We start from the raw sequence: 26324 nt of genomic DNA, 5'->3' as shown, positions 1-26324 counted from the left end.
GTCAGACGATCACTTTCTTGCCCGCGTGGATCTCGGCCAGCAGGGTCTTTTTGAATTCTTCGAGGTAGTCGGCAACGTCCGCATCGTCAGACAGGTAGGCCTTGGTGAACGGCACCTTGATCTGCGCGGCGTTGATGTATGTCGGAGCCTGCGGCGCGGGGGCAGGGGGATCGTTCACGCCGGGTGCGGGTTTGAAGGGCTCCTGCGGCGGGCGTGCAAGACGGTCCACCTCGGCGATCAGTTCCCCGAGCAGAGTGCTGTGCGCATGGTTTGCCTTGTTCTGCAGTACTGCGATCATGGTGATGGTGTCGATGCCGGCTTTTTGGTGGTCCAGGCGTCCGGTGATGCGAGTCTGCTTGTCAGCTTCGAGCCCTTGGAACTCGGGCATCTGGGTCACTTTGGCAGCAACCTCATCAACCGCGGCAATAACGCCCTTACGCTCTTCGAGCACCTTGAGGTCGATCTTCTCCTTCAGATCGTAGAGCGCGGACTTGAGGTCCTGAATGGCATTGCCTTGGTGACACGCGGGATCGGCGAGTACATCGCGGATCTGTTGACCGGCTTGCGGATCAACGTATTCGATATTGGCCTGCTGCTGGGTGATGGTGTTGCGCGCCTCATCATAGATACCGCGCTGCGCACCGCCCATGAAGGATTTCATCTTGTCGAGGATGTCCTCTTTTGGGTTCAGCCAGTCATCCTCGTGCCGCGGCGCGTCTGTAATGAACCAGGGGGCTACCTTGGCCTTCATGCTGCGCAACTGGTCACGGAATGGCACCAGCGCTTCAAGGAAGGGGTAGTCGCGCGCCTGACGGGTCAGGTCGTCGACCTCAGCCTCCAGCTCCGTGACGCTTTCAAGCCATTCTACGCCAAGGCTACGGGCATCACTTCCAGACGCAGGCCGAGAGAACAGCTCTTGATAGAGCTCTTTCGATCTGCGGATATCAGCGGCAGAGAATTCCTGTTGCGGTGTGAGTAGAATGTTCGCCAAGGCATGACTGTTGTTCAGGGCCTTTGCCAGATCCGGCCCTTCGGTCGAGGTGCTGTCTACGCGGGCTTCAACTTTACCCTTGGCGGAAAGGCTCCCCGCAAGGCAAAGCACTGCAACTGTCGGCCAGCCATACGGCTTGGTCGTGAACTTTTCGACCAGATACTTGACCGAGACTTTCACCCCGTTGCGTGCCTGACCGTTGATGAAGCTAAGGACATCTTGTTCGGCTTCACCGAGCCCGGTTCCTCCTGAACCGAAAAGGCTGCTTTCCGGTTGCACTGATTTATTGATATCTGCCTCGGAATAGCTGACGCCGCGCAGCATAGGCAAGTTGGTGTAGACTTTGTCGACAAGCGTCTGAAATGCCTTCGTGATGCGATCCTGAGCGTCCTCGCCTCCGATTTCGAGCTCGTTTCCGCGCACGAACATCCTTGCCTCGCCCATAAGACGGCGTAGGCGGAGTTCCAGATCCTTTGCGCGGCGGCCATTCTGTTCGCCTTTTTCGGCAATGATACGGTCACGACCAGGTTGAGGTGATCCGGTCCGAGACTGACGGATGAATTTGTCTGTTTGTTTGAAGAGGATCAGATCACGAACAAAGTTCGTGTCAGCTTTCAATGTAACGGCCAATTCTTCGCGGGACATAGTCCTCATCCGCACAGCCTCGGGGCTGTCGGCGTCTTCGCTGAAGGGCGAGATGATATTGATGGCCAGCTCGTGTTCCCGGCCAAGTGAATGATCATCCAATTTGCGCGTAAATGCATATTCGCTATTCGTCGCGGCGTGCTTTAGCTTTCTGAGCTTTAGAATGGTATCGAAAGCCAGTGTTTCGAGTTCCTTGGAGAGCTCCGATGGGTCGATGTCGAGCGACTTGATCTCAGCTTCGACGTCCTTCTCCTCGTCGGTCAGAAACTCATAAACCTCCCCATTACGCTGAATGAGCGTATTACGCTCCAGCAGACTAAGGGCTTCCTCAATCTTGCGGCGTTGTCCCGTCTGGTCTGCGGCAAGATCAGAGAGCAAAAGGACTGAGATGTTGCGGACCGACGGTTTGAAACCTTTAACGTATTTCACAAGAAAGAGAGCTTTCAGAACTCTGACGGCGAATTCGTCCAGATCCTGAATCTGCCGTTCAGCCAGGTGGATCGATTGCTGAACATTCGATTTCAAAGCCGTTCGAATGCCTTCGAACATCAGATCAAAAGTGCCCAGTCCGCCGACTGGCTCATTCATCAATTTTTTCGAGACTTCTTGGAAAACGCCAAGCATGGAGCGTTCGCCAACCGAACTGTGCTTGCCCTCAAAAGCGTTATGTTGGGACAGCGAGCGGATTGCCATCTGGAACAAGGTGAACTGGTAAGGTGGGAAGGGGTAGCTGGCGATAAAGTTTTCCCGGTCGGTGTAATTTTTCAGCTTGATTGAGCCATCTGTAAAATCGAACAGGGTCTTCAGATTGTTTTGTTCGCGGTCATGTAAGCTGCCCAGTGTCACCTCTGCTTCGGGGGTCTTCGACAGCAGGCGCTTCTGAATGACTTCGGCGACATTTTGAGAGTCGAGCGGCATCCGGATGGAGAACCGCGCCATGATCTTCGAAAAATCTTGGCTCTGAAAAACTTTGGTGTCGCCGACGATGGCCTCCATGTCCTGCTGTGAGGTCACGATGATCCACGCCTGTCCCTTACAACGGGTGTTCAGGGTCTCGGCAACCGTCTGCAGATTTGTCATCAGCTTGACGTTGTCGGCAATGTACTGGCCCACCTCATCGACAAAGAAATTTAGCCGGAATCCTTTTGGTTGCTCGTCGATCCAGTCTTTGACGGTGCTTGCAAAGTCATCGATCGAGACGCGCGTATCCTTGCGGTATTGTGTCAGAATATCCTTGGCGTCAGCTACATCGCCGCCCGTTGCCGCGGCGAATGCGGTGGCGATGTTCCTTGCCTCAAGGAGCGCCTGTTCTCGACCGTGCTCCCAAGGCTTACCTGCTGCCTCTTGGAATGCAGTACGGAAGGCCTCAAGTTGCCCGCGTCCATGCATATCTCGTTCAAACTGAGCGATATGCGGCTGCTTGCCATAGAAGCCGCAGGATTCATCAAATACTTTCTGGAACACAGATAGTAGCGCATCGACATCCGTTTTTGAGATGACATCCGCTTTCTGGTCGATGTTGAACAGAATAGATTTCGACGGGATCGAGACAGCTTTGTCCAGCGCGCCTCTCAAGAACGGATCATCTTTCAGCTTCGCTCCGAAAATCTCATGGGCAGATGCGCCGCCGACGTCACGGTTCTCGAGCAGAAGGGCAAGCATTTTCAACAGGTGGGATTTACCTGACCCGAAAAATCCTGAGATCCAGACACCATTGGAGGTTTCATAGTTGTTGTAGGCTTCCAGGAACTGACCGAGTTTCTGACCGATCTCGCTGGTGATAACATACTCGTCCAACTCGATGCGCAGGCTTGCTTCATCGTCGGCTTTGATAACACCATCAATCGCGCGGTCGACCGGTTTCTCGAAAATGTCTTTGAGTAATTGTGCCATGGGGTCAGACCTCGTAATTCAGGATATTGAAGGCGCGGTAGTATTTATCGTCATGGAGCATGCCAAATAGATCCAGTGACGCGCCGGTCGCTAATGCATGAGTGTAATTCCCAGGGAAGAACAGCACTGTAGGTGCGTCCTTCGCTGTACTTTGTAAATTGTTCAGGACGTTATGGGAGCGGATGAAGGGATAGACCTCGCCTACACCCGATAGAAAGATCACATCGTGCGGGGTTGCTGAGATGGCAGCGCCGATCTTGGGAACCAAATGCGTTTCAGGGGCAAGCACGCCCTGCAAGAGGTCCTTGATTTCGGGTTTCTCGCTGTCAGCCTCGATTTCCAATATCTGTTCGAGAATGTCGCGCTCTGCAAGGATTTCAAGCGCGATGTCGTAGAGGTTGAGGTCAAGAACCCTGACCCCCGAATGCCCCACGCGAGACACCAGATCTTTCCGGTCATCGACCATGGACAGACCTTCAACGGCCGGAAACGGGCATATGAAGAAGGGGACCTCGTTTCCAAGACCTTGCTTGGTAAGAAAGCGTTCGCTGGTGATAACGCGATAGAGGTGCTCGGCACGTTCCTTGCGGCTAAAGTCGAGTTTCAAAATTTATGCTCCGTCAACCGAAGTGCTGGGAAAATACGCCAGTTCACCAGGATTGTTGTCATTGATTATTTGCTTCAGTTGAGTGGACAGAATTGAGGCCTGAATGCGATTATCTTGGGATAAGATGCCCGCCTCACGCATGATACGAAAGAGTATTTGCCGAAGTTTGCTTCGAGTGGATCTGCTGAGACTGGCGATACCATCATCCCACTCCGCCTTGTTTTCCAATGCTATATCAAAGGCCGATAAAGGAAGTTCCAATTGATAGGATAGGTATCGATCGCGCACGACGTCTTGAGCGAACTCCCCGACGAAGCGATATGCACGGCAGGCTGCCAGCCATAGAAGCGCCTGTTGATCCGTTCTGTCGGCATGCTCACAAAGAAAACGACGTTCTTCCTCAGTCAGAGTTCGCAGACGGTTGGTAATCTCGCGCAATGACCTGCTGTTCGATGCTGATTTTGGCAGTGTGGTAGTGCCTTGTTCCAATGCGCGCTTTCCGGTGTCACTCCAGGTTTCACCATCACGGTGCAGCCGAGCCACTTCGACACTTTCGTTCAGGAAAAGCCCGCCAGTTGTAAATGACATACGATAGGGGCGATCAGAGGCGGTTGTCATTGCGCTACCTGCCCGAGAAAGCCCTGAACTTCGGCAGGGTTCATTAATGCAATATGTTGATCTTGCGGACGACGCGTATCAGGGGCGATATCCAGGCCGAGCCGTTTTAAGATATGGAACCGCATGCATGTCTTGACGATGCCTTCAGCTACGCCTTGCACCATGGCGTAATCCAGCTCCACGACTCGCCGTTGGTTTTCAGAGAGCCCAGGATGTGCTGCGATTTTTAGGGTAACGCTTTCAGACCAATTAATGTCGGCTTCCGGATCTACATCGGCCGGCTCACTCAAAGTGCAGGTCAATATACGAGCCAATACGAAGTCCTTAAAAATGTTGTTGCGGAAGCACCACGCTCTCGCATTCCATTGGTGACGCTTCGCCGTCCTCAGTAAGAAGATGCACAATGTCCTATGACCTGACATGATTGCGATACTCAGGGCGTAGATGGACATGCGAATTGCCCCTTGAAGGGCTTCGCGTCTACCGAAGCGTTCTTTTTGGTGTTCTTGCTCAAGGTAGTTCTCCAGAAATTCCCGAATTCAATCCGCTGTTCCCGGTAAGGTAGGGCATTCGTTTCATAAATAGAATCTCTAACCTGAACAAAGGTGTGGATAATCATGGTCTTTCATCAGGGGCCTGGCGGCGTATGGGTGAACATTACTTTGCGATAGCGAAAGTTCGTACGATTTTCTCTCGTCCATCGTGCTCCCCTTATTACTTGAGGTGAAGTTTCTTCAAAAACCGAAAAACTGGCTCTGTAACAAGGTCAGTGAATTGTTTTTAAAGGATAAAATTTGCTATTCAGTAGCGCTTGTTACGCCCTGTAACAGAAAAAGTATTTAAAAACAACGGGTTGGCAAAATGTTACGCTGTTACGCCCATATGAGTGTCTCTATGTGTGTGTACATAGGTGCATGCGTGCATGTCTGGGTATGAGTGTATGTATATATATTTATGAATCTTGTAACAGATAGATATATATACTTATTTAATAATAATATCAGGTACTTATGGCTGTTACTTAATGTGTAACGCTTTTCAAGGCTGTAACAAAGTCCACGTGGCTTTATTCGGTTTGAGGAAAATGAATTAACCAATTGAAAGAAAACATAAAAACGATGATTTATTTCGTCTTCAGGCACTTATTCGGGGTCGATTTTTTTGTTACAGCGGTGATGATTTGTTTGGCAGTGTTCTACAAAACCGGGTTTTCGCAATGGCGAAACCGTCAGGTTTAACCTGGTGCTGAGTGCTCGTTCTGTGGTGGCGATCGGTAAAATTTTGCCAGTGAAGGTAGTTTCCGCCGATTGCTGTAACAGAGAGTCTCCGGAATCGTTCGCGATCAATGAGGTATTCTCCGGGGCAATCTTTGCCAGCAGGTAGTTTTTTTACCCTTAGCGGAGCGATAGTCGCGACAAAGATCTCTGGCGAATTTCCTTTTTCGCAAGCGGGATTATCAGGCATATGCAGGGAGCATCTTACTCCCTAAATCATGTATGCTTTGGTTTTTGCGAAATTTTTATGGCCTGGTTAGAACGTAGTCTGTTTTTTCGCATCCTTTCCGATGCTTAAAAATCCAATAAAACCTTTTTTTTCGCAAATAAATCAATGCCTTGATGGGGTTGGCTCTTCCGATTTCGGTAGTCAGCTTTGTTATTGAAGTGAGCGAGGTATCCCATTGATCTACGACATCCTGAATGTGCCGAAAGTGCATCGTTCCGAATATCGCTGCCTCATCGACGCGTGTGAGTGGGATGTCTGAAATGGACCCGAACGCAGATGACTTGCGGGTCCTGCATGCTCTGCGGCAAGCAGACCCCATGGCGTTCACCGGGGCAGACGGAGTATTATATGCGGTGGCAGACACTATCCCGTCAGAAGCTTTGGAAGCGTTAGAAGCCATGCCTTCGCCAGTCAAATACGTTTTGGTAGACGAAGTCTGGAGTGTGCTGGCAAGTGAGTGGATGGCTTCCAAAAGGCAGCTGATGTCGACGCTCGGCATGCGTTTGACGAACCGGTCTCTCCAACTTGGTGTAGAGGGACCTGCTGATCATGATCTGGAAGCTGCACCGCTTTTAAATCCCTGGACAGCAATCCGCGATCCGCAATGTGGTGGAGCCATCCTTCTGGGCATACAATCAGGGCACCCCACACTCAAATGTCGGCTGATAAACAGTTCTCGGCTTTGCGGCATTGCAGCCGATCAATCATGGGCGCGTACAGCCTCACGCTGGTACCGGCTGAAAGAAGAGGTGACGACAGAGGATCTTGTCGAGCGACTCGGGCATCAGGTCGGCGGGCTTGAGCATCTGACGCTTGATGCTCGGGAGGTGAAGGCCTTCGTCGAGCGCGATCAGATTGATGCGGGTGTCCGAGATGTCTGACCAGATTTTTTTAGATTCTCGGGATCAATGATGAAGTTACTTGTACTTGCGGATCTCCACTGCGACCTGCACTTCGCGGATGGTGTGGATCCGTTCAAAAATATTTCAGACGCGCAACTTCGAGCCATCACGCACTGTGTACTGGCCGGTGACGTGAGCAACAAAGGCCATAAGAAGTGGAAAGAATGTCTCCGGTGGATCACCGCTCGGCTGCCTGAGGCTCAAGTCTTTGCGATGCCGGGAAACCATGACTATTACGACGGCTGCATTGATCAAGAAGACAAGCTGCGCGATGTAGCGGCTGCACATGGTGCGGCATTTATTCAGAAGTCTGAGCTGGTTTTAGGTCGGCACCGTATTCTGTGCTGCACCCTGTGGACCGATTTCGAGATCTACGGCGATCGAACAGACAATTTGCGACACGCTGCAACCTATATGAACGACTACAGGTGCATCAGGATCGCCAGGACGGGTTACAAAAAGCTCTTGCCAGTTCAGACTGCGCAAATTCACCTGGATCATCGCCACTGGTTGGAAGAGCGACTGTCGAGCGCGTTTGACGGGGAGACAACGGTCATTACGCACCATGCTCCGCATGTAATGGCGCTGAAGGGTAGACCAGATATCGGTCCGTGTTATGCCTCTGATCTCGAGGCGGTGATCATCAAGTACCAGCCCGAACGGTGGCTGTACGGCCATACACATCGTCGGATTACATTCACTATCGGCCAGACGTCGTTGACCAACGTCTCGGTAGGCTACCCTGGGCAGCATGACCCGATTGATGATCTTGCACGGTTTACATTTGACCTGGATGGAGGAGCTGCACTGTGACGAACAAGCTCTACGCCAAGTTCGCGTTTCTTAATTTTGAGGTAAGCAGTCTTGATACAGACAGCTGGCCGGGTGAGATCGGCCTCAGCTGGGTCGATCAAAATTTGGAAGTTCAAACTTTTGACAGTTTGATCCGTCCCGCACCAGAATGCCCCGAGGATGCATGGTCCCCAGCGAGTGCTGCGATACACAACATCACGCGTCGTGATCTGGACAAAACACCTGACGTCGTGACGCTCGCAAGAGCGTTTTTGCATGCTCTCAAAGTGCGTATCGCGCTTTCAGACGCCGTTACGTTCGAGCGGCATTGGCTCGATCAGCTGTTCGGCGCTGCAGGGGTCTCCGGCTATGTCTCAATCCACTATTTCGATGTGACAACGCTGGGAGCCTTCCCGTCAAATGCGCTGGATTACGTCTATGAGCGTCTTGACCGTACCAAGGCACCGCACCGGGCAGGGCCTGACAGTGGTCGGACGGCAAAGGTATGGATAGCTGGCCTGAAGCAGACAATTGATGGGTCAGGGACACGCTGATATGACTTCTTGTTTCGATACGCATATCGTTTTTCATTTTTGTTGGATCGACTGAAGATGCCCACTGACCAAACGTCCTATAAGTCATATCATCTGCCATGGCGCGAGCTGCCTGGCGAATTTCCAGATGACACCGAGGCATTCGTGATCGGCGATGTGCATGGGCAAGCTGATTTGCTGGCGCAGGTCCTCAAGGAGATAAGGGATGTGCCGCGCGAGGCGCGGACCAGGCATCTCATTTTTCTCGGAGATCTGATTGACCGCGGTCCGTCATCCATCGAAGCCGTCGATCTGGCGATGAGGGCAGGGGACTTCACAGGAGCGGATCACCTACATGTTTTACCAGGCAATCACGATCTGGGGCTGTATTTTGGGTTGTCTTCGGGAAGTGTGCTTTCATTCTGGATCGCTGGTGGAGGAAATACGGTCTTGGCTGAAGTCGGCATGTCTGAACAGACGCACACACCGGCGGAGGTCACCGATAAGCTACTCGAATCCTTCCTCCCCGAATATCTCAAATGGATCGGGGAGGGGCCGAGCCATTTGAGATTGGGTGATTTGGTTTTTGTCCATGCTGGCGTTCATCCAGATGGTGATCTCGAAGAATTTCTGGCTCAGGATCGCTTCTTTCTTGGAGTGGATGATCACTGGGCCACGATGAGGCACCCTTTTCTGTCGCATCAAGGTGGCTGGGATACCCGCGATCCAGACCCCGATCGTCGCGACCGTAGGCCGACGGTCATAGTCCACGGCCATACGCCAGCGCTACGTCGGGATTTGAGCAGTGCCGAAGATCTTGAGGCCTGTGACGGGATTGAGGGGTATCGGACCATCGCACTCGACATTGGCGCCGCGTACCGGCCGCAGCTGGCTGTCGGGCATGTTCGCGGACGCGCTGGTAAAGCTAAGGTCCGGATATTTGCTGTAAGAGAGAGCACTTTGAACCAATCACCAGAAAATAGTCGATCTCTGGGAGGGAGTAGGGGAGTGAAGCCATCAAGTATGAAGAAGAGTACAGAATGTTAAAATCGTTAGAGGCCTTGCAGCCGAATGGGGGATGTTGTGAAAAATCAGGACAGTAGCATATCGTATGAGACCTCGCTGTTTTGGTTGGACAAAGAGAACAAAAATCTGTTGCCGAAAGTAGGCGGGATATACGTCCTTTGGGAAGACGGTCGCCTCTACGGCGGTTCGACCGACAATCTCTTCAGGAGAGTTCCAGAAAGCATCCGAGAGCAAGGCTTTGGGAAGACTATATTTTATTATCCAGAGAAGCTTCTGAGTTATAACGGAAACATCGACTTGATAGCGCTTCTAAGGCGTATCGAGGCACAATGTATTTCGGCAGTTTTCACGATAACCTGTGGGAATGGGGTTCCGTTCGTTCTTACGAATGAACAGCATGCGTGTCCGCTTCAGCCTTCAGCGTGGAACATGGATGAAAAAGGGGGACATTCGTTGGGTATCGATATCGCGCATACCGTACTCCATAGCCTAATGGTCCCTAAGTGTCTGAATTTGTTGCCATACTACGACCTCTTATTTTCTGAAATTCCGTCCAAAATGCGTATGGAGAACGCTCTTCGATGGAATGACATAATTACTTTAGAGCGAGATAATCGGAGAAAAACAGGTTTTCAAAAGGGACCGCTCTGGTGCATCAAAACTGATTAAGGAGCTTTATGGAGCATTCCTGCTTGAAAATCCCGCTTTGGCAAATGCGATGCTGACTTGACCCTTACCCCAACAAGGCCACGACCCGCGTGTCGATCAACAGGCCGGATACATATGAGCGACTTCCGAGAACACGCCAGAAATCATTTGCGAACAGCAGCCGGTACATACATTTGGGCCGACCTTACTGAGAAAAATTTGCCCGAATTATTGTTGAGGAAAAAAGTTGCTCTTCAAATTTAGTTGCGGGCGCTGTCAGGTCGATTGTTCTGAACGTGACTGTATGCCCTTGAACGACCATCGTCTCATCCACGCTCCCGCCAGCCTGAGGGTGAAGGAAAAGACCTTCGGCAGTCATGCTCGACGGTTGGGACATGTCTTCCTGCGTTCTTAGGTAGGCGTACATCTGGTAAAGGTATCCGCTTTTCAAAATCTGCTGTCGATAATTGGATGACGTCAAAATATTCGTGAATTTCGTATCAATGACGACACGGCGTCCCGAAACAGCGTGGTTCATTTCAATGTCTGTCTGCATGCCTGGAAGTATATCGGATAGACTTGGGGTCGCCATCGTCACGGGCCAGGCAATCCTTCGACCTTGCGCGATATGCCAACCCAATGGTTGAAGCTTGATCCGGAGTGCATTCCCAACGGCACGCTCAAACAGCCGTCGGATCAAGTGCTCTGTCGTTTCGTCTCCAGGCTGAAGTGCTGCCCCCTGCGCTTCTGTGGGGATCGTCCCGTCAAAGATCATTCGCGCGAGTGCGACCATCATCCGGTCAGCGCTTTCGTTCCGACCAATTTGGTCAACTCCAAGCTCAGCCCGCGACGGCCGCCCCGCCGAGACCCCTAAACGTGAGAAATCAGCGGCAAGTCCGCGGCACCGATGCGCCGTTTCCTTGGATGAGACGCGCCCAGCCTGCCTTTCCAGCGCGGCACGGATCAGTCGGTTGCGGGGCGTATCCATTACGTGCTCTTCAAACCGGCAAGCGATTTGTCCTCGCTCCATGAGTTGCCCCGCCTCAGTTGCCAGCATGTCGATGCGGCCGCGCACGCGTGGCAGGACTGCTGCGCGCGTCCGATAACCCCGGCTGAGGTTGCGGCGTAAACGATCCTCTACGACATGCGCAAGTAATCGACCAACCAGATCAGGCAGGTCCCGCGCGTTCTCAACATCGCGTTCGAACTTGTCACGCAGTTGCGCAAGATCGGCTGCATAAAGGAACAATATCCAAATGTTGCGCAGAGGGATCTTGGTCGACATCAAAGCCCGTCGCGTAAGCGCGCCGCTGCTTCTGCAGCCCGCTCGGGGGCGTCGAACCAATACTCATCCAGCAGGGGCCCGATCTCCGTGTCTATCACGTCGCGAAACCAGCCTACCAGATCATCAAGCGGCTCGGTCGGCGTGACGTAGGAGTGGCCCACACGAAATTGCGGACCCAGCGTTCTGTCGGCTGAGATCTCCTCGTTGAGAGCTCTCATGCGGGCCCGCACCAGTGTCACCATGTCTTCGTCAAAGCCGCGATCCAAACACCAAGCTGCCCAAGAATCGTTGAATGCGGGCTCGAGCGAGACGAAGGCGAACCGACGACGAAGTGCCAGGTCAACGAGGGCCAGTGAACGATCGGCAACGTTCATGGTCCCGATGACGTAGAAGTTATCGGGAACATGCACTCGTTCACCTGGCTGCTTTCGATAGGCCAGCTCTATGGCGTCAGCCCGGCTGCGCTTGGTGTTCTCAAGCAAGGTCAGCATCTCACCAAAGACCTGGGCAGGGTTGCCACGATTGATCTCTTCAATGATGAGCACATGTGCGAGGTCTGGTTGTGCGCGAGCGGCTTCGACGGCCTGCAAAAATACACCGTCGGTAAGTGTCAGGCCATTTGAACTGGGCCGATAACCTCGCACAAAATCCTCATAGGAAAGCGAAGGGTGAAACTGGACTGAGCGCAGTTGCTCGTGTTTAGGGGTTCGCCGTCCGATTAACGCTTTGCCAAGGCGTTTGGCCAACCAAGTCTTGCCGGTCCCCGGTGCGCCCTGCAGAATGAGGTTCTTTTTGATCTCGAGACGGTTGATCATATTGGATATCAAACCGCGCGGTAGGAAACCACCGTCAGAGACGATGTCATCGATACCATAAGTCTCGACAGGAGGCGCATCCGCCTCACTATCCGACTGCTCTTCGTCTTCAATCGCAGTGAGCGGCGCAACATCGTCTGCGAATTTTTCAGCCCAATATGGATGTGCGAGGAAGCCATCAATATTCTGATCTTGTCCGTCAAACGCGAAAGCGACGAGTTGGCGAGCCATATCGTCATCCTCGAACCGAGCGCGCGCAATGGTTTTCCGATAGGTGTAGAAGAACCACTCGCGCGGAGGGTCGACCTCTTCCCAAGCGACATTGACTATTTTCCCATCACCTTGATTGCCGGTGATCGTACCAATTGCTTTGATACGCATTGCGCTGACCATCCGCCCCCGGTTCTCGAACGGCACATCGTGCTTACGGGTGTAAGTCGCTTTGATTGCGATCCGGTCGCCCTGCTTCATCTGTTTGACGAGATGCCCGAACTTTTCATCATATCCATTTTCCCAGATACCCTCATCCAAGAAACGCGCCGCCTGATCGCCTTCGTTCCATGCCGCGCCTACAAACCAGTAGTTCATACCATCGGGGACGATCTCTCCTTCAGGTGCTTGGTCTTCATCCTCGTCAGCTTGGAAAGCAGATTGGGCATTGCGAAAAAGTTCGGCTGCCACGGCGTCAGTAAGTTTGGCTGACGCACCTTCGTCGGTCAACGCCCAAACGCCACGTTTGGGGGAGTATATGTAGCCTGCTTTCACAAGATAGAACCGCGCCCAAGCTACCCGATTGTTAAACGTCGGTTGCCCATTTTTGTTAGTTTGATGAAGTGAATCTTCGGGAATATCATAGCGCCGTGCGATTTCGTCCATCACATCCTTCGGCTTTGCCTGTCCTCCAAGATCTCGCAAGATCTCCAAAACCGGCGTGAAATAACTTACGAATTGTGGAACGCCCTCAATTTTCTGGTCAAAGAGACTCACGGTTAGCTTTCCATTCAATTAGAAACTCGTGTTTCAATAGAACCGAAACCAATAGTATTCGCAATCTCAAGTCCGTGGCGCGTGAAAATACGGCACTATCGATCAAATTCCGTTTTGGGAGGCTGCGCCTCGGCGCTGAGCTGTATAGCTTCAAAAAGCGAACTCAGTTATCAATGTGATGCTTCGCTTAATTGAAAGCTCAAGCTGCACCTTTCGGATCAAATTTTATTACTTTTCATACGTGAGTCATTCAAATCGTCTTTCACGATACTGAGCTCATACTCTACCTCAGCCAGAAGCCTTTTTGTCTCGCCAAGTTCTTCCTCAAGCTCACTTATCCGTGCGTCTTTCACCGTGGCCTCTTTTTCCATCGAGGAAATGTAGCTTTGAAGTTCAGACAGAATATTGCCCACCCCACCTTTTACATTCTCCGCTGACGCTGTTTTTGCGTCATTGCCTTTCTTCCTCTGCTCCCAGGCCGCATGCATAGCGTTCTTCTTCTCGGGGTGTTGCTCTACAAATGCATCATAACGCTTCTTAATATCAGCGGCTGTAGCGGGGCTATCCGGGTCGAGGCAGGCCGCTAGCGCTTTTGACCCTTCACCTGCATCCAGCTGGTAAAGTCGCTCTGCGATTTCGATTGATGAAATTTTCGCATTGATCGCATATTTTTGTGGAATTCTATCCAGCTCCATACTGGAGGAGAGGAAGTTATAGGCACGGCGAACTTTGTGTAGATGACCAGCCGATACTGTATGTCCTGCGTCCGTCAACCTTTTCTGGACTTTGTGTACCCACTGTTCTCCATCGTGGGCCGTGCGCCCCATTTTTTCGAGAGAGGTAAGCACGTGACCTACCACGCGCCAGTCGGTTGCAGTCGGAGCCGTCAACTCACCGAGGAGTTTGTCAGCGGAAATGGGGGGGCTATTCAGATTAGTCATGAGGTATCATCTCAGTATCATACATGATGGTCAATGTTATCCACAGTAAAAAGCAATATCATTATTCGTGATAGTTTCATGATTGTATATCATGTCTATTATCATGATATAAGTCTCGTAACGAGATATCTGAGATGAAAAGGGCAGCGCTGCTGTACAGCGTGATCTAGAGGGTATGCGATTGCTGAAGGATAAGGCGAAAGTGAAAGTGCGAGATTGCAGATGAGAAAGGGCATGAACTCGGAGCTGCGGCCTTTGGCGGTAGGGGAAAAAGCTGCGGCCGCGATGCTTGATATGTCTTTGAAGGACTTCTGGAACCTGGTTTGGTGTGGGGCTTTACCCGGGCCCAAGATCATCGGGGATCACAAGCGTTGGTTGGTTTCTGACTTGGAAGCAATCTTAAGTGGCGATGCGGCTCGGCCAGAACAGGCATTCACCGTATGAAAAAACCGCCAAAACCAAAAATTGTGAAACCCCATCTCAAGTGGGTATGGAAAGGAAAAGACCGAGGTTGGCGTCCGTTCCATAGAATAACGTGGCTTGAGGGTAAGAAGCGCAAGGAAAAAGCCATTCAGCTTGATTGGAAGGGTGATCTTCAAGAGCTAGATCACCTCTACTGGGCGTGCGAAGCGGGTCGACATATCAGGCAAGAAACTCCGAGCAAGTACACTTGGCGCGAATGTATCCAGGCGTGGCGAGCGGATCAGCAAATTCAAGGGAAACTGGCTTCGAGTACAAAAAAATCATATCGGCCACCGATGGAGGCAATTCTACTGAAGAATGGTGGAAAGGCATTGAAGTCCACAAGTCGGCAGGATCTTCGTGCTGCACATCAATCGCTCGCAGACACCCCCAAAAAGGCAGATCGTCTGCTCCAGACAGTATCACTTCTATGGAATTTCGCAGCTCTGGAACTTGATTGGCCGCTGGGTGAAAATCCAGCGAAGGGCATCAAGCACTTTGGGAAGCAGCGTGAGTTTGAACCATGGCCTGAATGGATGGTTGAGGCGCTGAATGAAGCCCCATTTCGAGTAAAGGTACTGGCAAATCTCATATTGGGAACAGGGCAAAGGCCAGGGGCGGCTGTAGCGATGAGGCGCGATCAGTTTAGAGGTGAATGGATGGTTGTCAGAGATGAGAAAGGCAAGCAGGAGCTTGAGGTTTACTGCCCTCGGGAGCTACGATGGTTTGTCAAAGACATCCCGGTCGAAGGTCAGCACCTGCTTTCGAAAAATATGACAGAACCGATGACCTATCATGCGATCGAAAAGGACTTCAGCGCATGGCGACTTTCTTTGGGTCGCGACGCCAAAAAGTTCAGCCTTCACGGCCTTCGAAAGCTGTCCATTATTCGACTGGCTGAAGCAGGTGCAAGCGATGCAGAGATTCAGGCAGTTACTGGTCAGAGCGCAGAGATGGTCGCTTACTATCGCAAGAAGGCAAACCGTAGAATGCTCTCGAAATCTGGTCAGGAAAGAAGAGAATAGAACGCGAACGGAACAGAAGTTGGGACCAGACATTGGGACCAAGGGGTAAATCCCAAAAACGAATGGTTGGCCATAACCTCGTAAGTATCTGACAAGTAAGTGGTGGGCGACCCTGGAATCGAACCAGGCGTGCGTCTCCGCGAGGGAGTTACAGTCCCCTGCCACACCTTGCGGCCTGTCGCCCACTGGCGCGGTGATTACCTGTGGGTCGGCGACGGGTCAACCACTAAATCGGGCGATCTGGCATGAAATGTCAGCAATGGCTTTGGCAGGATTTAAGGATGGTGCAACGATGTCTGCGCGGCAGGCTTGGCCTGCGCTGTGCAAACCGATAGAGGGAGAGGCAAGCGGTGACAGGGGACGCGCAAAATGATCAAAAAACCAAAGTGGGTTGTCGAGAAAGAGCAGGGCAAGAAGGCTGAAGCACGCGAGACGCTTTGGCTGTTCGGTTTGCATGCGGTGCGTGATGCGCTGATGAACCCCGCACGTGAAAAGCTGACCCTCATGGTCACGCCCAATGCGTTGGCCAAGCTGGAAGAGGCTGTCAGCGCCAGCGGAATTGAGCCGCAAGTCATGGACCCGCGCAAGTTCCGCCCGCCAATCGATGCAGGATCGGTCCATCAGGGTGCCGTGCTAGAGGTCAAACCGCTGGACTGGGGGCGCATGGCGGATGTGTGCATCGGCGATGCGGCACCGCGCGTGATTATGCTGGACCGTGTGACCGACCCGCACAACGTGGGCGCGATCCTGCGCTCCGCCGAAGTGTTGGGCGCTTCGGCGGTGATCGGGACACGGCACCATTCCGCGCCCGAAACGGGTGCGCTGGCCAAAACGGCGTCAGGCGCATTGGAGCGTCAACCCTACCTGCGCATCCGGAATCTGGCGGACGGGATCAGGGAGTTGCAAAATATGGGGTATCTGGTTCTGGGTCTTGATGGCGAGGCCGAGATCACCATCGAGGCAGCGGTTGAAGGCAAGCGTGATCGTGCGGTGGCACTGGTGTTGGGGGCCGAAGGGCCGGGCCTGCGCGAGAAAACCCGCGAAACAGTTGATGCGCTGGTGCGTATTGACGCGGGCGGTGCTTTTGGTTCGCTCAATGTCTCAAATGCGGCGGCAATCGCCCTATATGCCACCAAGGATCACAGCTAGGGAGAGGGGCCATCGCCCATCCAACCAAATTTGCCACCTGCTGCCATTGTGGCACGCGCGCCATGCTGCGGCTGGGAAGGGGGCATCATACGTTGACCTGTAGGGCGTGCGGCGCGCCGCTGAGCGCGTTGAAGGCGATGCCCGTCGCGGCAAGTACATCCCAGCCCGCCGTGAGCCACCAGCCTGTGCCACCCAGACCGCGCCAGCAGCCGAAACCGGCGAAGTCCTGGTTTGCACAACCTGCAAAGCCGAAGAAGAAATACAAGAAACGCAAGGGGCTCTGGCGCAAAATTGCTGAAGAAGCCTTCGATCTGGTGGAAGATATCTTTGATTGAGCGCCGCGCTTAGGCGGATATCGGCGCATCGGAACAGGCGCGCATCTTTTGTGCAGTGATGGGTCTTTATCGGGCTGATTGAATACCTATCTAAAGTAAAAGGGGCGGTTTGGAGCAGCCGCCTCTTGATTTGTCCCTGTTCCCACTTTTTCAACCTCCCGACATCGTTCGGGAGGTTTTTTTCTGAATCGCGCGGCGTTAGGATCGGGGAATGGAATATACCGATAGATACCTCAAAGATATCCTGACACGCACCAAACGGATTGCGGTCGTGGGCGTGTCCGACAACCCTGTGCGGGCCAGTTATTTTGTCGCGCGGTATCTGTCGCTGCGCGGTTTCGAGGTTGTCGGGGTAAACCCGAAACTGGTCGGGCAAACCCTGTTCGGATCGCGCGTGGTCGCTTCACTGGGCGAAATAGACGGTGATGTGGATATGATTGATATTTTTCGCCGCTCTGAGGCTGTTCCGCTGATTGTTGAAGAGGCGCTGGCACGATTTGCAGCGTTGAAAACGGTCTGGATGCAGATTGGTGTGACCCATGCAGATGCTGCCGCAATGGCGCAATCACGCGGGGTGGATGTGGTACAAAACCGTTGTCCCAAGATCGAGTATCAGCGCCTGTTTGGCGAGCTACGCATGGGGGGATTTGCCACTGGAGTGATTTCAAGCAAGTTATGACCGCGTGCGTGATCCGCAGACGTACGCGCCTGTGTCGAGGACGGGTATGAGTTTAAGGGAAAAATAAAGAAGGCCTTAACGGGACGCTTTTTCGGCGATGCCGGATGTGGATTGGCGGGCCGCGAGGACCTGCATCACGTCTTCCAGTGGCACGTCGCGGGCGGCCAGCATGACGAGAAGATGGTAGATCACATCGGCGGCCTCGTTCGTGAGGGCAGCTTTGTCGTCTTTGACCGCTTCTATGATTGCTTCGATTGCCTCTTCGCCAAATTTCTCGGCGCATTTTTCGGGGCCTTTGGCCAGTAGTTGGGCAGTCCAGCTGGAGGTCGGATCGGCAGACTTGCGGGCCAGAATAGTGGCGTAGAGATCATTCAGGGTCATGTCAGCCTCATGGGGATACCTGCGGCGGCCATGTGTTGTTTGGCTTGTTGGATTGTGTATTCGCCGAAGTGGAAGATGGAGGCTGCGAGTACGGCTGATGCACCGCCTTTGGTCACGCCGTCAACAAGGTGGTCGAGATTGCCAACGCCGCCAGAGGCGATGACTGGCATAGTTACTGCATCGCTGATCGCGCGGGTCAGCGGGAGATTGAAGCCCTGTTTGGTGCCATCGCGGTCCATGGAGGTGAGGAGGATCTCTCCTGCGCCTTTTTCCATCATGGTGATGGCGAATTCTACCGCATCTATGCCTGTTGGTTTGCGCCCGCCATGGGTGAAGATTTCCCACTTTCCGGGGCTTACGGTTTTGGCGTCAATCGCCGCGACGATGCATTGGCTGCCGAATTGATCGGCGGCCTGCGCCACCACATCGGGGTTGGCCACGGCGGCTGAGTTAAAGCTGACTTTATCCGCGCCAGCGAGCAGCAGGGCGCGGACATCTGCAACCGTGCGCACGCCGCCGCCTACGGTGAGAGGGATATAGCAATGTTCGGCGGTGCGGCGGACCATATCGAACATGGTGCCGCGGTTCTCGTGGGTGGCGTGAATGTCGAGAAAGCACAGCTCATCCGCGCCAGCAGCGTCATAGGCGATGGCGGCATCCACAGGATCGCCCGCATCGTGCAGGCCGACGAAATTGACACCTTTGACCACACGGCCATCGGCGACATCGAGACAGGGAATGATGCGGGTTTTGAGCATAGAAGTGGTTTAGGGGAAATTTAGGGCAGAGGGAAGTGAGCTTAACGGCGTGTTCTGACCTCGATCAGTGCCCCCGCAAGAAACAGGAGGGGCAGGTAGAGAATCGCGGCGAGAAAAGCTGTAACGAGCAGATTGAGGCTGTTGCGGGCAATGATATCGGGCACGACTGAACAGCTGTGATAACCTTTGTCGGCAGTACCGCTGCATGTTGTGTCCACCACGATCACGCATATCCACAAAAGCACAAAGGTTGCGATCCAGAACATGCTGCTTGATCTGAGAATGCGAGCCAGGCGTGGTGCTTGGCTTTTTCTTGCCCAAAGCAGGCCAAGCCCCGACAGCGCTATGACCGGACCAGAGGATAAACCGATGGCTTGCAGGGTCTGCAGTGCTGTCATCAGGCGAGTTCTTTGAGAGCCGTCTTTAGATCAATCGCGCCATCATAGAGCGCGCGGCCAGAGATTGCGCCGCTGATCACTTCTGTTGCCTTGAGCGCTTGGAGGTCGGCCAGCGAGGACACGCCGCCTGAGGCGATGACGGGGATGCTTACGGCACGAGCAAGCGCGGCAGTCGCCTCGATGTTGGGGCCACCCATCGCACCGTCGCGCATGATGTCGGTGTAAATGATCGCGGCCACGCCTGCGTCCTCGAAGGATTTGGCGAGGTCGGTGACCATCACGTCCGTCTCCTCGGCCCAGCCTTTTGTGGCAACGCGGCCATTGCGGGCGTCGATGCCGACGGCAACTTGGTTCGGAAAGGCGCGGGCGGCTTCGCGCACCAGATCGGGGTTTTCGACGGCCACAGTGCCGAGGATCACGCGGGCGAGGCCCTTGTCCAGCCACGCCTCAATGGTGGCCATGTCGCGGATTCCGCCGCCGAGTTGGGCAGGCACTTTGCACCGCTTGAGGATCGCCTCGACAGGGGCGGCGTTCACGGGCGCCCCTGCAAATGCCCCGTTAAGATCAACCAGATGCAGCCATGTGCAGCCTGCATCGACAAAAGCCTGTGCCTGAGCGGCTGGATCATCGTTGAAGACGGTGGATTGCTCCATATCGCCGTGGACAAGGCGCACGGCCTGGCCGTCTTTGAGATCAATGGCGGGATAGAGGATCATGGCAGAGGTCCTTTACAATTGCTTGGGCGCGGTTTTGCACGGAAACGCGCGATGTGCAACGCGACCTGACGTTAGGCTTGCGTCACAATGGGCGACGGCCCCATGCTATGGCCCAGTTCTAGGGAGGAACAGTTATGAGAATGATTTTGGCGGCAGCGGTTGCTGCATTTGGTTTGGTGGGGGCTGCATCGGCTGATCCGGCTGCGGGCACGTGGAAGACAGAAGTGGACGATAGCCGCTATGCCCATGTGAAAATGCAGTCCTGCGGGGCTGCTATGTGTGGCACGATCGTCAAGACGTTCCTGAACGGTGAAAACTATAAATCCCCGAACCTCGGGAAGAAGCTTGTCATTGATATGAAGCCAGAGGGCGGCGGAAAATATGCGGGCAAGGTATGGCGGCCTGCAAATGACAAAGTCTACATCGGGAAGATGACAGTGTCAGGCAACAGCCTTACGCTGTCTGGCTGTGTGGCGGGTGGTTTGATTTGCAAAAAGCAAAAGTGGAGCCGTTTGAACTAGGACGCCCCTATACCACTGCTCTAGGGCGTCCATGATAGAAAGTTCGAGATCATGCGCAGGCCTGTGGTCTGGCTTTTCTCGGGGTGGAATTGCATGCCAACCATATTGTCCCGCCCGATAACGGCAGTCACCTCGCTTGCATAATCTACGTGGGCGAGGCGCTGGGCGGGGTTACTGACAGCCATGTGATAGCTGTGCACGAAATAGGTGTGATCGCCTGATTTGACACCGTCGAAAACAGCGTGGGGCATGTCGATCACCAGATCGTTCCAGCCCATATGGGGTACTTTCAATGTGGGGTCTTTGGGCGTGATGCGGGTGACTTCGCCAGCGACCCAATCAATGCCACGGGTGTCTTCATACTCGCGGCCCCATGTTGCCATCAGTTGCATGCCGACGCAGATACCCAAAAACGGGCGGCCTTTTTGCTCAACTGCTTCGACCATCGCGTCATAGATGCCGCTTTTGCCTTTGAGGGCTGCCATACAAGCGGGAAAGGCACCATCACCGGGCAGTACGATACGGTCTGCGCGTGCGATTACATCGGCATCAGCAGTGACCAACACTTCGCCTGCATCGCCCTCACGCGCCATCCGCTCGAACGCCTTGTGCGCCGAGTGAAGATTGCCGCTTTCATAGTCGATAATTGCGGTCAGCATTCAAAGCATGCCTTTGGTCGAGGGGATCGCATCGGATTTGCGCGGATCGAGAGTGAGCGCATCGCGCAACGCGCGGGCAACCGATTTGAACGCGGCCTCGGCGATGTGGTGGCTGTTGAAGCCGTGCAATTGATCCACGTGTAGGGTGATACCGCCATGGGTTGCGAAGGCTTGAAAAAACTCGCGCACGAGTTCGGTATCAAAGGTCCCGATTTTGGCGGTGGGCAGATTGATGTTCCAGATCAAAAAGGGGCGACCGGACAGATCCAATGCACAGCGCACCTGCGCGTCATCCATCGGCAGCAGGCATGATCCATAGCGGGTCATGCCGCGTTTGTCGCCCATGGCTGCACTCAGCGCCTGACCAAGTGCGATGCCTACGTCTTCTACTGTGTGGTGGTCGTCGATGTGCAGATCACCCGTGCAGCGCACTGTCATGTCGATCAGCGCGTGGCGCGACAGCTGGTCCAGCATATGGTCGAAAAAACCCACACCGGTCTGGTTGTCATAGACACCCGTTCCATCGAGATTGATCTCTACATGTATGTCCGTCTCGGCGGTGGTGCGGGTAATGCTAGCCGTGCGCATGTCGGGCCTCCCTTGGCGTGTCATGCGTCCTTATAACAGGGCATTGGCGCAGGCCAAGGGGCGATGGGGGATTGCGGCGCTGGGTGCTTCATGCCAGCCTATAGGCAGCCACAGCAGGAGCGCCCCTAATGAGTACATGTGTTTTCATCCAGATCCGGTGCAAGCCCGGTACGACCTACAAGGTGGCCGAGGCGATCTCGCTTCGTGAAATCCATTCGGAGCTGTATTCGACCTCGGGTGATTTCGATCTGTTGATGAAGGTCTATATTCCCAAGGGCGAGGATGTGGGCGTGTATATCAACGATCATCTGCTGGATATCGAAGGGATTGAACGCTCGCTGACCACCATGACATTCAAGGTGTTTTGATGCGCGCGCTTACCCTCGTGCTGGCGTTAGCCGCGACACAGGTCACAGCAGCACAGCGCGTCTACGAAGGCGAAGAGGCAGCGGCGCTGCGCTGTGCCAACATGATGGCCTTTACAGGGGTTACGCTGAATCAGGCAGGGCTGATGGGTGATCCTGAAAAAGACGTGCTGATCGGCATTTCGGTTCTTATCCTTGAGCGTCACGTCAGCGGGAACTGGACCGAGAAGAAGCGCGCTATGGAAGCCATGCGCGACCGCCGCGATGTTGATGCAACCCTTGCGGACTACCAGCGCAATGCGCCTGTCTGTCTCAAGAGGTTTCCGATCAACTAGATATTCTACGCGCGAAACTGCGGTGCAACTGCGCCAGGGCAGGTCGCCTCTATCTGTGTCAGAATGTCTGTCACGGGCAGGTTTGTCGCGGCTTGGATCGCTGCGCGGTAGGGCGGCAGGTTTATACATTCAAGCAGGATATGTGCGTGCGCGCGGGTCTGGCTGGTGATCAGGCGTTCCGCGATTTGCAGACCGGCCTTGTCCGCGTCGAGGTTTGCCATATTGCCGCTGATAACCTGTCGTAAATGTTGGCGTTCATTCAGACCTATGATGCTGCCGGTATACGCTTTGTGTGCGCCGAGATGCGCGGCGTTCAGGCTATTTGCATCGAAAGTCAGGATGCGCAGGGCGTCAGGCGAATATCTCTGTGACAGCCGGTCAAGTGCGACAAGGGCCGAGCTGATAAACGGGCGATCGGTAAGAGCTGCCAGGTGGCCTTGCCAATAGGATAGAAAACCACATGACGTGACAATAACATCGCCGTTCGCCGCGCTTAGCGCCTCCTCGAATGGTGCGATATCGATATCTTGCGGACGGTTGGTGACGATCCGGCCTACGGAGGCACCTGCAATACGTATGATTTGGGGCGCGCGCGAATAGCTCTCGGGGCTGGCGACGTCCCCCGCGATGCGGGGGAAATCTGTATCAAGCTGCAAGACTGTGACACGCGGGGTCATATCCGCACTAACTGGCCTGATTTGCGCTGATCTTGTCTGGCAGCCAGGTGGCAAGTTCAGGGAAGATCACGAGGATGATGACCATCAAAAGCATCAGACCGACCATGGGCAGAGCGACCTTGGAAATGTAAGAAATCTCGTGTTTGGTCATCCCTTGGAGCACGAAGAGGTTAAAGCCGATGGGCGGTGTGACCTGTGCCATTTCAACAACCACAACGATGAAGATGCCAAACCATATCACATCAATACCTGCCTGACGGATCATCGGTTCGACAATTGCCATAGTCAGAACGACAGAAGAAATCCCGTCAAGGAACATGCCGAGGATGATATAGAACACTGTGAGGGCTGCGATAAGCGTGATGGGCGAAAGATTCATTTCGTCAATCCATGCCGCCAAGGCGCGGGGTAGTCCGGTAAAGCCCATAGACAGCGACAGAAACGCGGCCCCCATCAGGATCAGCGCAATCATGGCTGACGTGCGCGTGGCACCCATCAGGCTCTCCAGAAAGGTATTAAAGCTCAGCGAGCCTTGGGCCAGTGCCAGCGTAAGCGAGCCCAGAACACCAACTGCCGCCGCCTCTGTCGCCGTGGCCCAGCCAAAATACATGGAGCCGATCACAGCGAAGACCAGCATCAGCACAGGGATCAGAAATCGGCTCTCGGCAAGCATGGTGCTGAAAGGCATAGAAGGCTCTGGCGGCGGCCGTTGATCGGGCCGGACAAAGTGCCAGACAGCGATATAGCTCATGAACAGGCCCGCAAGGACCAAACCCGGTATGATGCCTGCCATGAACAGTTTTATGATGCTCTCATTGATCGACACGCCATAAACAATGAGCGTCAGAGAGGGTGGGATCATCAGGCCTAGTGTGGCTGCACCTGCCAATGTGCCGATGATCATATATTCAGGATAGCCACGCTTGCGCAGCTCGGGGATAGACATCTTGCCCACGGTGGTCAGCGTCGCGGCGGAGGAGCCTGATACAGCGGCAAAGATCGTACAGCCCGCGATATTTGTATGCAGCAATCCACCCGGCAGCCAGCGCATCCACGGCGCCAGCCCGCGAAACATGTCTTGGGACAAGCGCGTGCGATACAGTATTTCGCCCATCCAGATGAACAGGGGCAGGGCGGTGAGGGTCCAAGAACTGCTCGACGTCCAGATGGTGGTGATCATCGCATCGCCCGCGGGGCGGGTGGTGAACAGTTCCAAGCCCACCCAAGCGACACCCATCAATGCAAGGCCGATCCAGATGGAGGACGCCAGCAGCGAAAAGAGAACAAAGAGAAATACGACTGTTGCATAGGCTTCGATCATTCCACGCCCTCCGAAACGATGGGGTTCTTGCCCGTGATAATTGTGCGGTACAGCGTATCCCAAAGGGCAATAGCCAGCAGGATGGCCCCTGCGGACATGGCAAGCTGGGGTATCCAGACGGGGGTATAGACCAGATCAGAGCTGGCACTGCCCATGGCTGTGCCCCATTCGCCGATGGGCGTCGCCGGCAGCGACAGGAAAGTCACGACCCATTCAGGGATCTGGTCCTGACCTTGGGTGCGGTCATTGAGCATTTCTGAGAAAATATTCGTCTTTACCGCAAAGCGCGCGAAATAGGTGGCGATCACGGCTGCCCCGAATACAGCAAACAGATCAAGCCAGCGGGATGTGTGGCGGTTCCAGTTCAGAATGATCGAAACGCGGATGTGTGCGCCCCGCGTGAGCGCATGACACAGCGCGAAAAAGGATGTGGCGGCCATCGCATAGCCTGCAAATTCGGTAGTGCCCGGCAGGGCCACGCTCGTCCAGCGGGCGACCATCTGCGCCACAATCAAGAGCAGGATGGTTATCATGAAGCATGCCGCAATCGCACCCGAGGCGAAATAGACGCCGTCAAGGATGCGCCAGACGGGACGCAAAACACGCTCCAGCGCCGGACGGGCAAAGAAGCACAGCAGTCCGAAAGCAGACGGCAGAACAAACAGCCAGACCCAAAGGGGCAGGCCAAGGACTGGGGACCAGTCACGCATGGGAAATTCCTTTGGAGGGTATGGCGCGCCTGCCTGTCAGGCGCGCCGATCAGGCTTTAGTTGGCGGCTTTGTATGCGTCAAGAATGGCTTGACCATCGGCACCTGCTGTTTCCAGCCATTCGGCTGTCATCTTGTCGCCGATCACTTTCAACTCTGCCAGGAACTCTGGCGACGCATCAGCAACGGTCATACCGTTTTTGGCCAGCTCGTCGAAATAGAAGTTCGACAGTTCTGCCGACTTTGCTGCACAGGATGCTGCGGTTTCGTCAGCGGCTTTCATCACGCCTGCTTGGGTGTCCGCATCAAGCGCTTCCCAAGCCTGCTTGTTCGCCACCACATAGTTGCGCGGCAGCCATGCGTTGACTTTGTAGTAGTGGCTCAGGTGCTCCCAGACCTTGCGGTCATATCCGGTCGAACCGGACGAGATGAACGCGGATGCGACACCCGTTGCCAGTGCTTGGGACAGCTCCGCCGCCTCGATCTGCACTGGAATCATGCCCAGCTCTTCTGCGAAGGTCGCAGTGGCCGAGTTGTAGGAGCGAAATTTCACGCCTTGAGTGTCAGCTGAAGAGTTCACCTCTTTGGCGAAGTAGAAACCCTGACCGGGCCATGGGCAGGTGTAGAGGGCGACCATGTTCAGGTCGGATAGCTGCGCGTTGACTGTGTCTTTCGCGACATCCCACAGCTTGGCGTTGTCTTCGTAGGAGGTTGCAAGAAACGGCAGATTGTCCCAGCCCAGCAGGGGTGCCTCATTGGCGTGAGCGGACATGAAACGCTCGCCGATGTTGACCTGACCTGTCTGCACAGCACGTTTGATGTCACCGCCGCCGAACAGCGACCCGCCCGGGTGCACGGTGATATCGATGGCACCATTTGTATATTCGCGCACTTTGTCCGCAAAGATCACACCTTGTTCAGAGTGATAGTTGGTGGCTGCATAGGCCATCGGCATGTCCCATTTCTGCGCATGGCCATCGGCCATCGCAGTGCCCGCGATCAGTGCAGTGGCCGCAGCAGTGAGGCCCAGTTTTGTAAACATTTTCATGGTATCGTCCCTA

Annotated in this window: 28 protein-coding genes and 1 tRNA gene; 11 read left to right on the top strand and 18 right to left on the bottom strand. The window is 54.2% G+C overall.

All coding sequences use genetic code 11. From position 1 onward, the window contains the following. Position 1 precedes the first annotated feature (1 nt). Genes brxC through Q0903_RS15035 form a run of 4 tightly spaced genes read right to left on the bottom strand, consistent with a single transcriptional unit; the run spans position 2 to position 5206 of the window. Complete coding sequence (gene brxC / locus Q0903_RS15050; protein WP_299416771.1) at positions 2–3529, bottom strand: BREX system P-loop protein BrxC; 3528 nt, start codon at positions 3527–3529, stop codon at positions 2–4. 4 nt (positions 3530–3533) lie between these two features. After that, positions 3534–4136 (bottom strand): DUF1788 domain-containing protein, encoded by a 603-nt coding sequence (locus tag Q0903_RS15045; RefSeq protein ID WP_299416769.1) that lies wholly within the window; start codon positions 4134–4136, stop codon positions 3534–3536. 3 nt (positions 4137–4139) lie between these two features. Further along, complete coding sequence (locus Q0903_RS15040; protein ID WP_299416767.1) at positions 4140–4754, bottom strand: DUF1819 family protein; 615 nt, start codon at positions 4752–4754, stop codon at positions 4140–4142. Further along, on the bottom strand, positions 4751–5206 hold the full coding sequence (locus Q0903_RS15035; protein WP_299416765.1) for a hypothetical protein: 456 nt from the start codon (positions 5204–5206) through the stop codon (positions 4751–4753). Before Q0903_RS15035 ends, Q0903_RS15040 begins: the two co-directional genes overlap by 4 nt. Positions 5207–6574: 1368 nt before the next feature. Here Q0903_RS15035 and Q0903_RS15030 point away from each other — a divergent pair. The 4 genes from Q0903_RS15030 to Q0903_RS15015 are packed head-to-tail and all read left to right on the top strand — an operon-like array spanning position 6575 to position 9531. After that, positions 6575–7138 carry a DUF6634 family protein gene (locus Q0903_RS15030; RefSeq protein ID WP_299416763.1) on the top strand — a complete coding sequence of 188 codons (564 nt, stop codon included), beginning with the start codon at positions 6575–6577 and terminating at the stop codon, positions 7136–7138. 30 nt (positions 7139–7168) lie between these two features. After that, the gene (locus tag Q0903_RS15025) at positions 7169–7972 is read left to right on the top strand and encodes a metallophosphoesterase (RefSeq protein WP_299416761.1); all 804 of its coding nucleotides are present in this window, start codon (positions 7169–7171) and stop codon (positions 7970–7972) included. Then, positions 7969–8505 (top strand): hypothetical protein, encoded by a 537-nt coding sequence (locus Q0903_RS15020; protein ID WP_299416759.1) that lies wholly within the window; start codon positions 7969–7971, stop codon positions 8503–8505. The genes Q0903_RS15025 and Q0903_RS15020 overlap by 4 nt, the downstream gene beginning before the upstream one ends. A gap of 57 nt (positions 8506–8562) precedes the next feature. Further along, positions 8563–9531 (top strand): metallophosphoesterase, encoded by a 969-nt coding sequence (locus Q0903_RS15015; protein ID WP_299416757.1) that lies wholly within the window; start codon positions 8563–8565, stop codon positions 9529–9531. Positions 9532–10363: 832 nt separating this feature from the next. Here Q0903_RS15015 and Q0903_RS15010 read toward each other — a convergent pair. The 3 genes from Q0903_RS15010 to Q0903_RS15000 all read right to left on the bottom strand — a co-directional run bounded on the left by Q0903_RS15010 (position 10364) and on the right by Q0903_RS15000 (position 14186). Further along, complete coding sequence (locus Q0903_RS15010; protein ID WP_299416755.1) at positions 10364–11443, bottom strand: hypothetical protein; 1080 nt, start codon at positions 11441–11443, stop codon at positions 10364–10366. Then, positions 11443–13245 (bottom strand): AAA family ATPase, encoded by a 1803-nt coding sequence (locus tag Q0903_RS15005; RefSeq protein ID WP_299416753.1) that lies wholly within the window; start codon positions 13243–13245, stop codon positions 11443–11445. The genes Q0903_RS15010 and Q0903_RS15005 overlap by 1 nt, the downstream gene beginning before the upstream one ends. A 218-nt stretch (positions 13246–13463) precedes the next feature. Then, on the bottom strand, positions 13464–14186 hold the full coding sequence (locus tag Q0903_RS15000; protein ID WP_299416751.1) for a hypothetical protein: 723 nt from the start codon (positions 14184–14186) through the stop codon (positions 13464–13466). A gap of 440 nt (positions 14187–14626) precedes the next feature. Between Q0903_RS15000 and Q0903_RS14995 the strand changes: the two genes are divergently transcribed. Then, complete coding sequence (locus Q0903_RS14995) at positions 14627–15673, top strand: tyrosine-type recombinase/integrase (protein WP_299416749.1); 1047 nt, start codon at positions 14627–14629, stop codon at positions 15671–15673. A gap of 100 nt (positions 15674–15773) precedes the next feature. Here Q0903_RS14995 and Q0903_RS14990 read toward each other — a convergent pair. Next, positions 15774–15857: transfer RNA gene (locus tag Q0903_RS14990), tRNA-Tyr, on the bottom strand. Between the two features lie 185 nt (positions 15858–16042). On the opposite strand from Q0903_RS14990, the gene rlmB reads away from it, so the two are divergent. From rlmB to Q0903_RS14975, 3 genes are all read left to right on the top strand, one after another. Continuing rightward, positions 16043–16822 (top strand): 23S rRNA (guanosine(2251)-2'-O)-methyltransferase RlmB, encoded by a 780-nt coding sequence (gene rlmB, locus Q0903_RS14985; RefSeq protein ID WP_299023921.1) that lies wholly within the window; start codon positions 16043–16045, stop codon positions 16820–16822. A 62-nt stretch (positions 16823–16884) separates the two neighbouring features. After that, positions 16885–17157, top strand: coding sequence for a hypothetical protein (locus Q0903_RS14980; protein WP_299416747.1), 273 nt, complete (start codon positions 16885–16887; stop codon positions 17155–17157). A 211-nt stretch (positions 17158–17368) separates the two neighbouring features. Further along, positions 17369–17836, top strand: a complete 468-nt coding sequence (locus Q0903_RS14975) for a CoA-binding protein (protein ID WP_299023919.1) — start codon at positions 17369–17371, stop codon at positions 17834–17836. Positions 17837–17911: 75 nt separating this feature from the next. On the opposite strand, the gene Q0903_RS14970 is transcribed toward Q0903_RS14975, so the two are convergent. Genes Q0903_RS14970 through hisA form a run of 4 tightly spaced genes read right to left on the bottom strand, consistent with a single transcriptional unit; the run spans position 17912 to position 20089 of the window. Beyond that, entirely contained in the window at positions 17912–18217 is a 306-nt protein-coding gene (locus Q0903_RS14970; RefSeq protein ID WP_299416745.1) for a phosphoribosyl-ATP diphosphatase, read from the bottom strand. Continuing rightward, the gene (gene hisF, locus Q0903_RS14965) at positions 18214–18975 is read right to left on the bottom strand and encodes an imidazole glycerol phosphate synthase subunit HisF (RefSeq protein ID WP_299416743.1); all 762 of its coding nucleotides are present in this window, start codon (positions 18973–18975) and stop codon (positions 18214–18216) included. Before hisF ends, Q0903_RS14970 begins: the two co-directional genes overlap by 4 nt. A 41-nt stretch (positions 18976–19016) precedes the next feature. Next, positions 19017–19373, bottom strand: a complete 357-nt coding sequence (locus Q0903_RS14960; protein WP_299416741.1) for a hypothetical protein — start codon at positions 19371–19373, stop codon at positions 19017–19019. Beyond that, positions 19373–20089, bottom strand: a complete 717-nt coding sequence (gene hisA / locus Q0903_RS14955) for a 1-(5-phosphoribosyl)-5-[(5-phosphoribosylamino)methylideneamino]imidazole-4-carboxamide isomerase (RefSeq protein WP_299416739.1) — start codon at positions 20087–20089, stop codon at positions 19373–19375. The genes Q0903_RS14960 and hisA overlap by 1 nt, the downstream gene beginning before the upstream one ends. A 134-nt stretch (positions 20090–20223) precedes the next feature. On the opposite strand from hisA, the gene Q0903_RS14950 reads away from it, so the two are divergent. After that, on the top strand, positions 20224–20610 hold the full coding sequence (locus Q0903_RS14950; RefSeq protein WP_299023914.1) for a DUF2147 domain-containing protein: 387 nt from the start codon (positions 20224–20226) through the stop codon (positions 20608–20610). A gap of 20 nt (positions 20611–20630) precedes the next feature. Here the strand turns inward: Q0903_RS14950 and hisH are convergent, their stop codons facing one another. Then, entirely contained in the window at positions 20631–21269 is a 639-nt protein-coding gene (gene hisH / locus Q0903_RS14945; protein ID WP_299416737.1) for an imidazole glycerol phosphate synthase subunit HisH, read from the bottom strand. Beyond that, the gene (gene hisB, locus Q0903_RS14940) at positions 21270–21857 is read right to left on the bottom strand and encodes an imidazoleglycerol-phosphate dehydratase HisB (RefSeq protein WP_299023912.1); all 588 of its coding nucleotides are present in this window, start codon (positions 21855–21857) and stop codon (positions 21270–21272) included. It lies immediately after the preceding gene. A gap of 128 nt (positions 21858–21985) precedes the next feature. Here hisB and Q0903_RS14935 point away from each other — a divergent pair, with 128 nt between their 5' ends. Both Q0903_RS14935 and Q0903_RS14930 read left to right on the top strand, forming a co-directional pair. Continuing rightward, entirely contained in the window at positions 21986–22225 is a 240-nt protein-coding gene (locus tag Q0903_RS14935; RefSeq protein ID WP_299023911.1) for an Lrp/AsnC ligand binding domain-containing protein, read from the top strand. Further along, a complete protein-coding gene (locus Q0903_RS14930) occupies positions 22225–22557 on the top strand; it encodes a hypothetical protein (RefSeq protein ID WP_299023910.1) in 333 nt (110 codons plus the stop codon). Before Q0903_RS14935 ends, Q0903_RS14930 begins: the two co-directional genes overlap by 1 nt. Before the next feature lie 5 nt (positions 22558–22562). On the opposite strand, the gene Q0903_RS14925 is transcribed toward Q0903_RS14930, so the two are convergent. The 4 genes from Q0903_RS14925 to Q0903_RS14910 are packed head-to-tail and all read right to left on the bottom strand — an operon-like array spanning position 22563 to position 26311. Then, positions 22563–23234, bottom strand: a complete 672-nt coding sequence (locus Q0903_RS14925; RefSeq protein ID WP_299416734.1) for a hypothetical protein — start codon at positions 23232–23234, stop codon at positions 22563–22565. Between the two features lie 7 nt (positions 23235–23241). Further along, positions 23242–24555, bottom strand: coding sequence for a TRAP transporter large permease subunit (locus tag Q0903_RS14920; RefSeq protein ID WP_299023908.1), 1314 nt, complete (start codon positions 24553–24555; stop codon positions 23242–23244). Next, a complete protein-coding gene (locus Q0903_RS14915; RefSeq protein ID WP_299416732.1) occupies positions 24552–25265 on the bottom strand; it encodes a TRAP transporter small permease subunit in 714 nt (237 codons plus the stop codon). The genes Q0903_RS14920 and Q0903_RS14915 overlap by 4 nt, the downstream gene beginning before the upstream one ends. Before the next feature lie 56 nt (positions 25266–25321). Continuing rightward, the gene (locus tag Q0903_RS14910; protein WP_299023906.1) at positions 25322–26311 is read right to left on the bottom strand and encodes a TRAP transporter substrate-binding protein; all 990 of its coding nucleotides are present in this window, start codon (positions 26309–26311) and stop codon (positions 25322–25324) included. Between the last annotated feature and the right edge of the window lie 13 nt (positions 26312–26324).

This window comes from uncultured Sulfitobacter sp., assembly GCF_947502895.1.
Taxonomy (GTDB): domain Bacteria; phylum Pseudomonadota; class Alphaproteobacteria; order Rhodobacterales; family Rhodobacteraceae; genus Sulfitobacter.
Note: the sequence above shows the minus strand (reverse complement) of the source record. Positions and strands in the feature narration are given on the sequence as shown.

Bases quoted from the DNA above. Each gene is read 5' to 3' on its own strand.
- hisH (WP_299416737.1), bottom strand. From the start codon at position 21,269: ATGCTGACCGCAATTATCGACTATGAAAGCGGCAATCTTCACTCGGCG.
- Q0903_RS14910 (WP_299023906.1), bottom strand. From the start codon at position 26,311: ATGAAAATGTTTACAAAACTGGGCCTCACTGCTGCGGCCACTGCACTG.
- Q0903_RS15025 (WP_299416761.1), top strand. From the start codon at position 7,169: ATGAAGTTACTTGTACTTGCGGATCTCCACTGCGACCTGCACTTCGCG.
- hisB (WP_299023912.1), bottom strand. From the start codon at position 21,857: ATGCGCACGGCTAGCATTACCCGCACCACCGCCGAGACGGACATACAT.
- Q0903_RS15000 (WP_299416751.1), bottom strand. From the start codon at position 14,186: ATGACTAATCTGAATAGCCCCCCCATTTCCGCTGACAAACTCCTCGGT.
- Q0903_RS14960 (WP_299416741.1), bottom strand. From the start codon at position 19,373: ATGACAGCACTGCAGACCCTGCAAGCCATCGGTTTATCCTCTGGTCCG.
- Q0903_RS14980 (WP_299416747.1), top strand. From the start codon at position 16,885: ATGCTGCGGCTGGGAAGGGGGCATCATACGTTGACCTGTAGGGCGTGC.
- Q0903_RS15010 (WP_299416755.1), bottom strand. From the start codon at position 11,443: ATGTCGACCAAGATCCCTCTGCGCAACATTTGGATATTGTTCCTTTAT.
- Q0903_RS14930 (WP_299023910.1), top strand. From the start codon at position 22,225: ATGCGCGCGCTTACCCTCGTGCTGGCGTTAGCCGCGACACAGGTCACA.
- Q0903_RS14950 (WP_299023914.1), top strand. From the start codon at position 20,224: ATGAGAATGATTTTGGCGGCAGCGGTTGCTGCATTTGGTTTGGTGGGG.
- Q0903_RS14920 (WP_299023908.1), bottom strand. From the start codon at position 24,555: ATGATCGAAGCCTATGCAACAGTCGTATTTCTCTTTGTTCTCTTTTCG.
- Q0903_RS14935 (WP_299023911.1), top strand. From the start codon at position 21,986: ATGAGTACATGTGTTTTCATCCAGATCCGGTGCAAGCCCGGTACGACC.
- Q0903_RS14915 (WP_299416732.1), bottom strand. From the start codon at position 25,265: ATGCGTGACTGGTCCCCAGTCCTTGGCCTGCCCCTTTGGGTCTGGCTG.
- hisF (WP_299416743.1), bottom strand. From the start codon at position 18,975: ATGCTCAAAACCCGCATCATTCCCTGTCTCGATGTCGCCGATGGCCGT.
- brxC (WP_299416771.1), bottom strand. From the start codon at position 3,529: ATGGCACAATTACTCAAAGACATTTTCGAGAAACCGGTCGACCGCGCG.
- Q0903_RS15035 (WP_299416765.1), bottom strand. From the start codon at position 5,206: ATGTCCATCTACGCCCTGAGTATCGCAATCATGTCAGGTCATAGGACA.
- Q0903_RS14925 (WP_299416734.1), bottom strand. From the start codon at position 23,234: ATGACCCCGCGTGTCACAGTCTTGCAGCTTGATACAGATTTCCCCCGC.
- Q0903_RS14995 (WP_299416749.1), top strand. From the start codon at position 14,627: ATGAAAAAACCGCCAAAACCAAAAATTGTGAAACCCCATCTCAAGTGG.
- Q0903_RS15015 (WP_299416757.1), top strand. From the start codon at position 8,563: ATGCCCACTGACCAAACGTCCTATAAGTCATATCATCTGCCATGGCGC.
- Q0903_RS15040 (WP_299416767.1), bottom strand. From the start codon at position 4,754: ATGACAACCGCCTCTGATCGCCCCTATCGTATGTCATTTACAACTGGC.
- Q0903_RS14970 (WP_299416745.1), bottom strand. From the start codon at position 18,217: ATGACCCTGAATGATCTCTACGCCACTATTCTGGCCCGCAAGTCTGCC.
- Q0903_RS14975 (WP_299023919.1), top strand. From the start codon at position 17,369: ATGGAATATACCGATAGATACCTCAAAGATATCCTGACACGCACCAAA.
- rlmB (WP_299023921.1), top strand. From the start codon at position 16,043: ATGATCAAAAAACCAAAGTGGGTTGTCGAGAAAGAGCAGGGCAAGAAG.
- hisA (WP_299416739.1), bottom strand. From the start codon at position 20,089: ATGATCCTCTATCCCGCCATTGATCTCAAAGACGGCCAGGCCGTGCGC.
- Q0903_RS15030 (WP_299416763.1), top strand. From the start codon at position 6,575: ATGGCGTTCACCGGGGCAGACGGAGTATTATATGCGGTGGCAGACACT.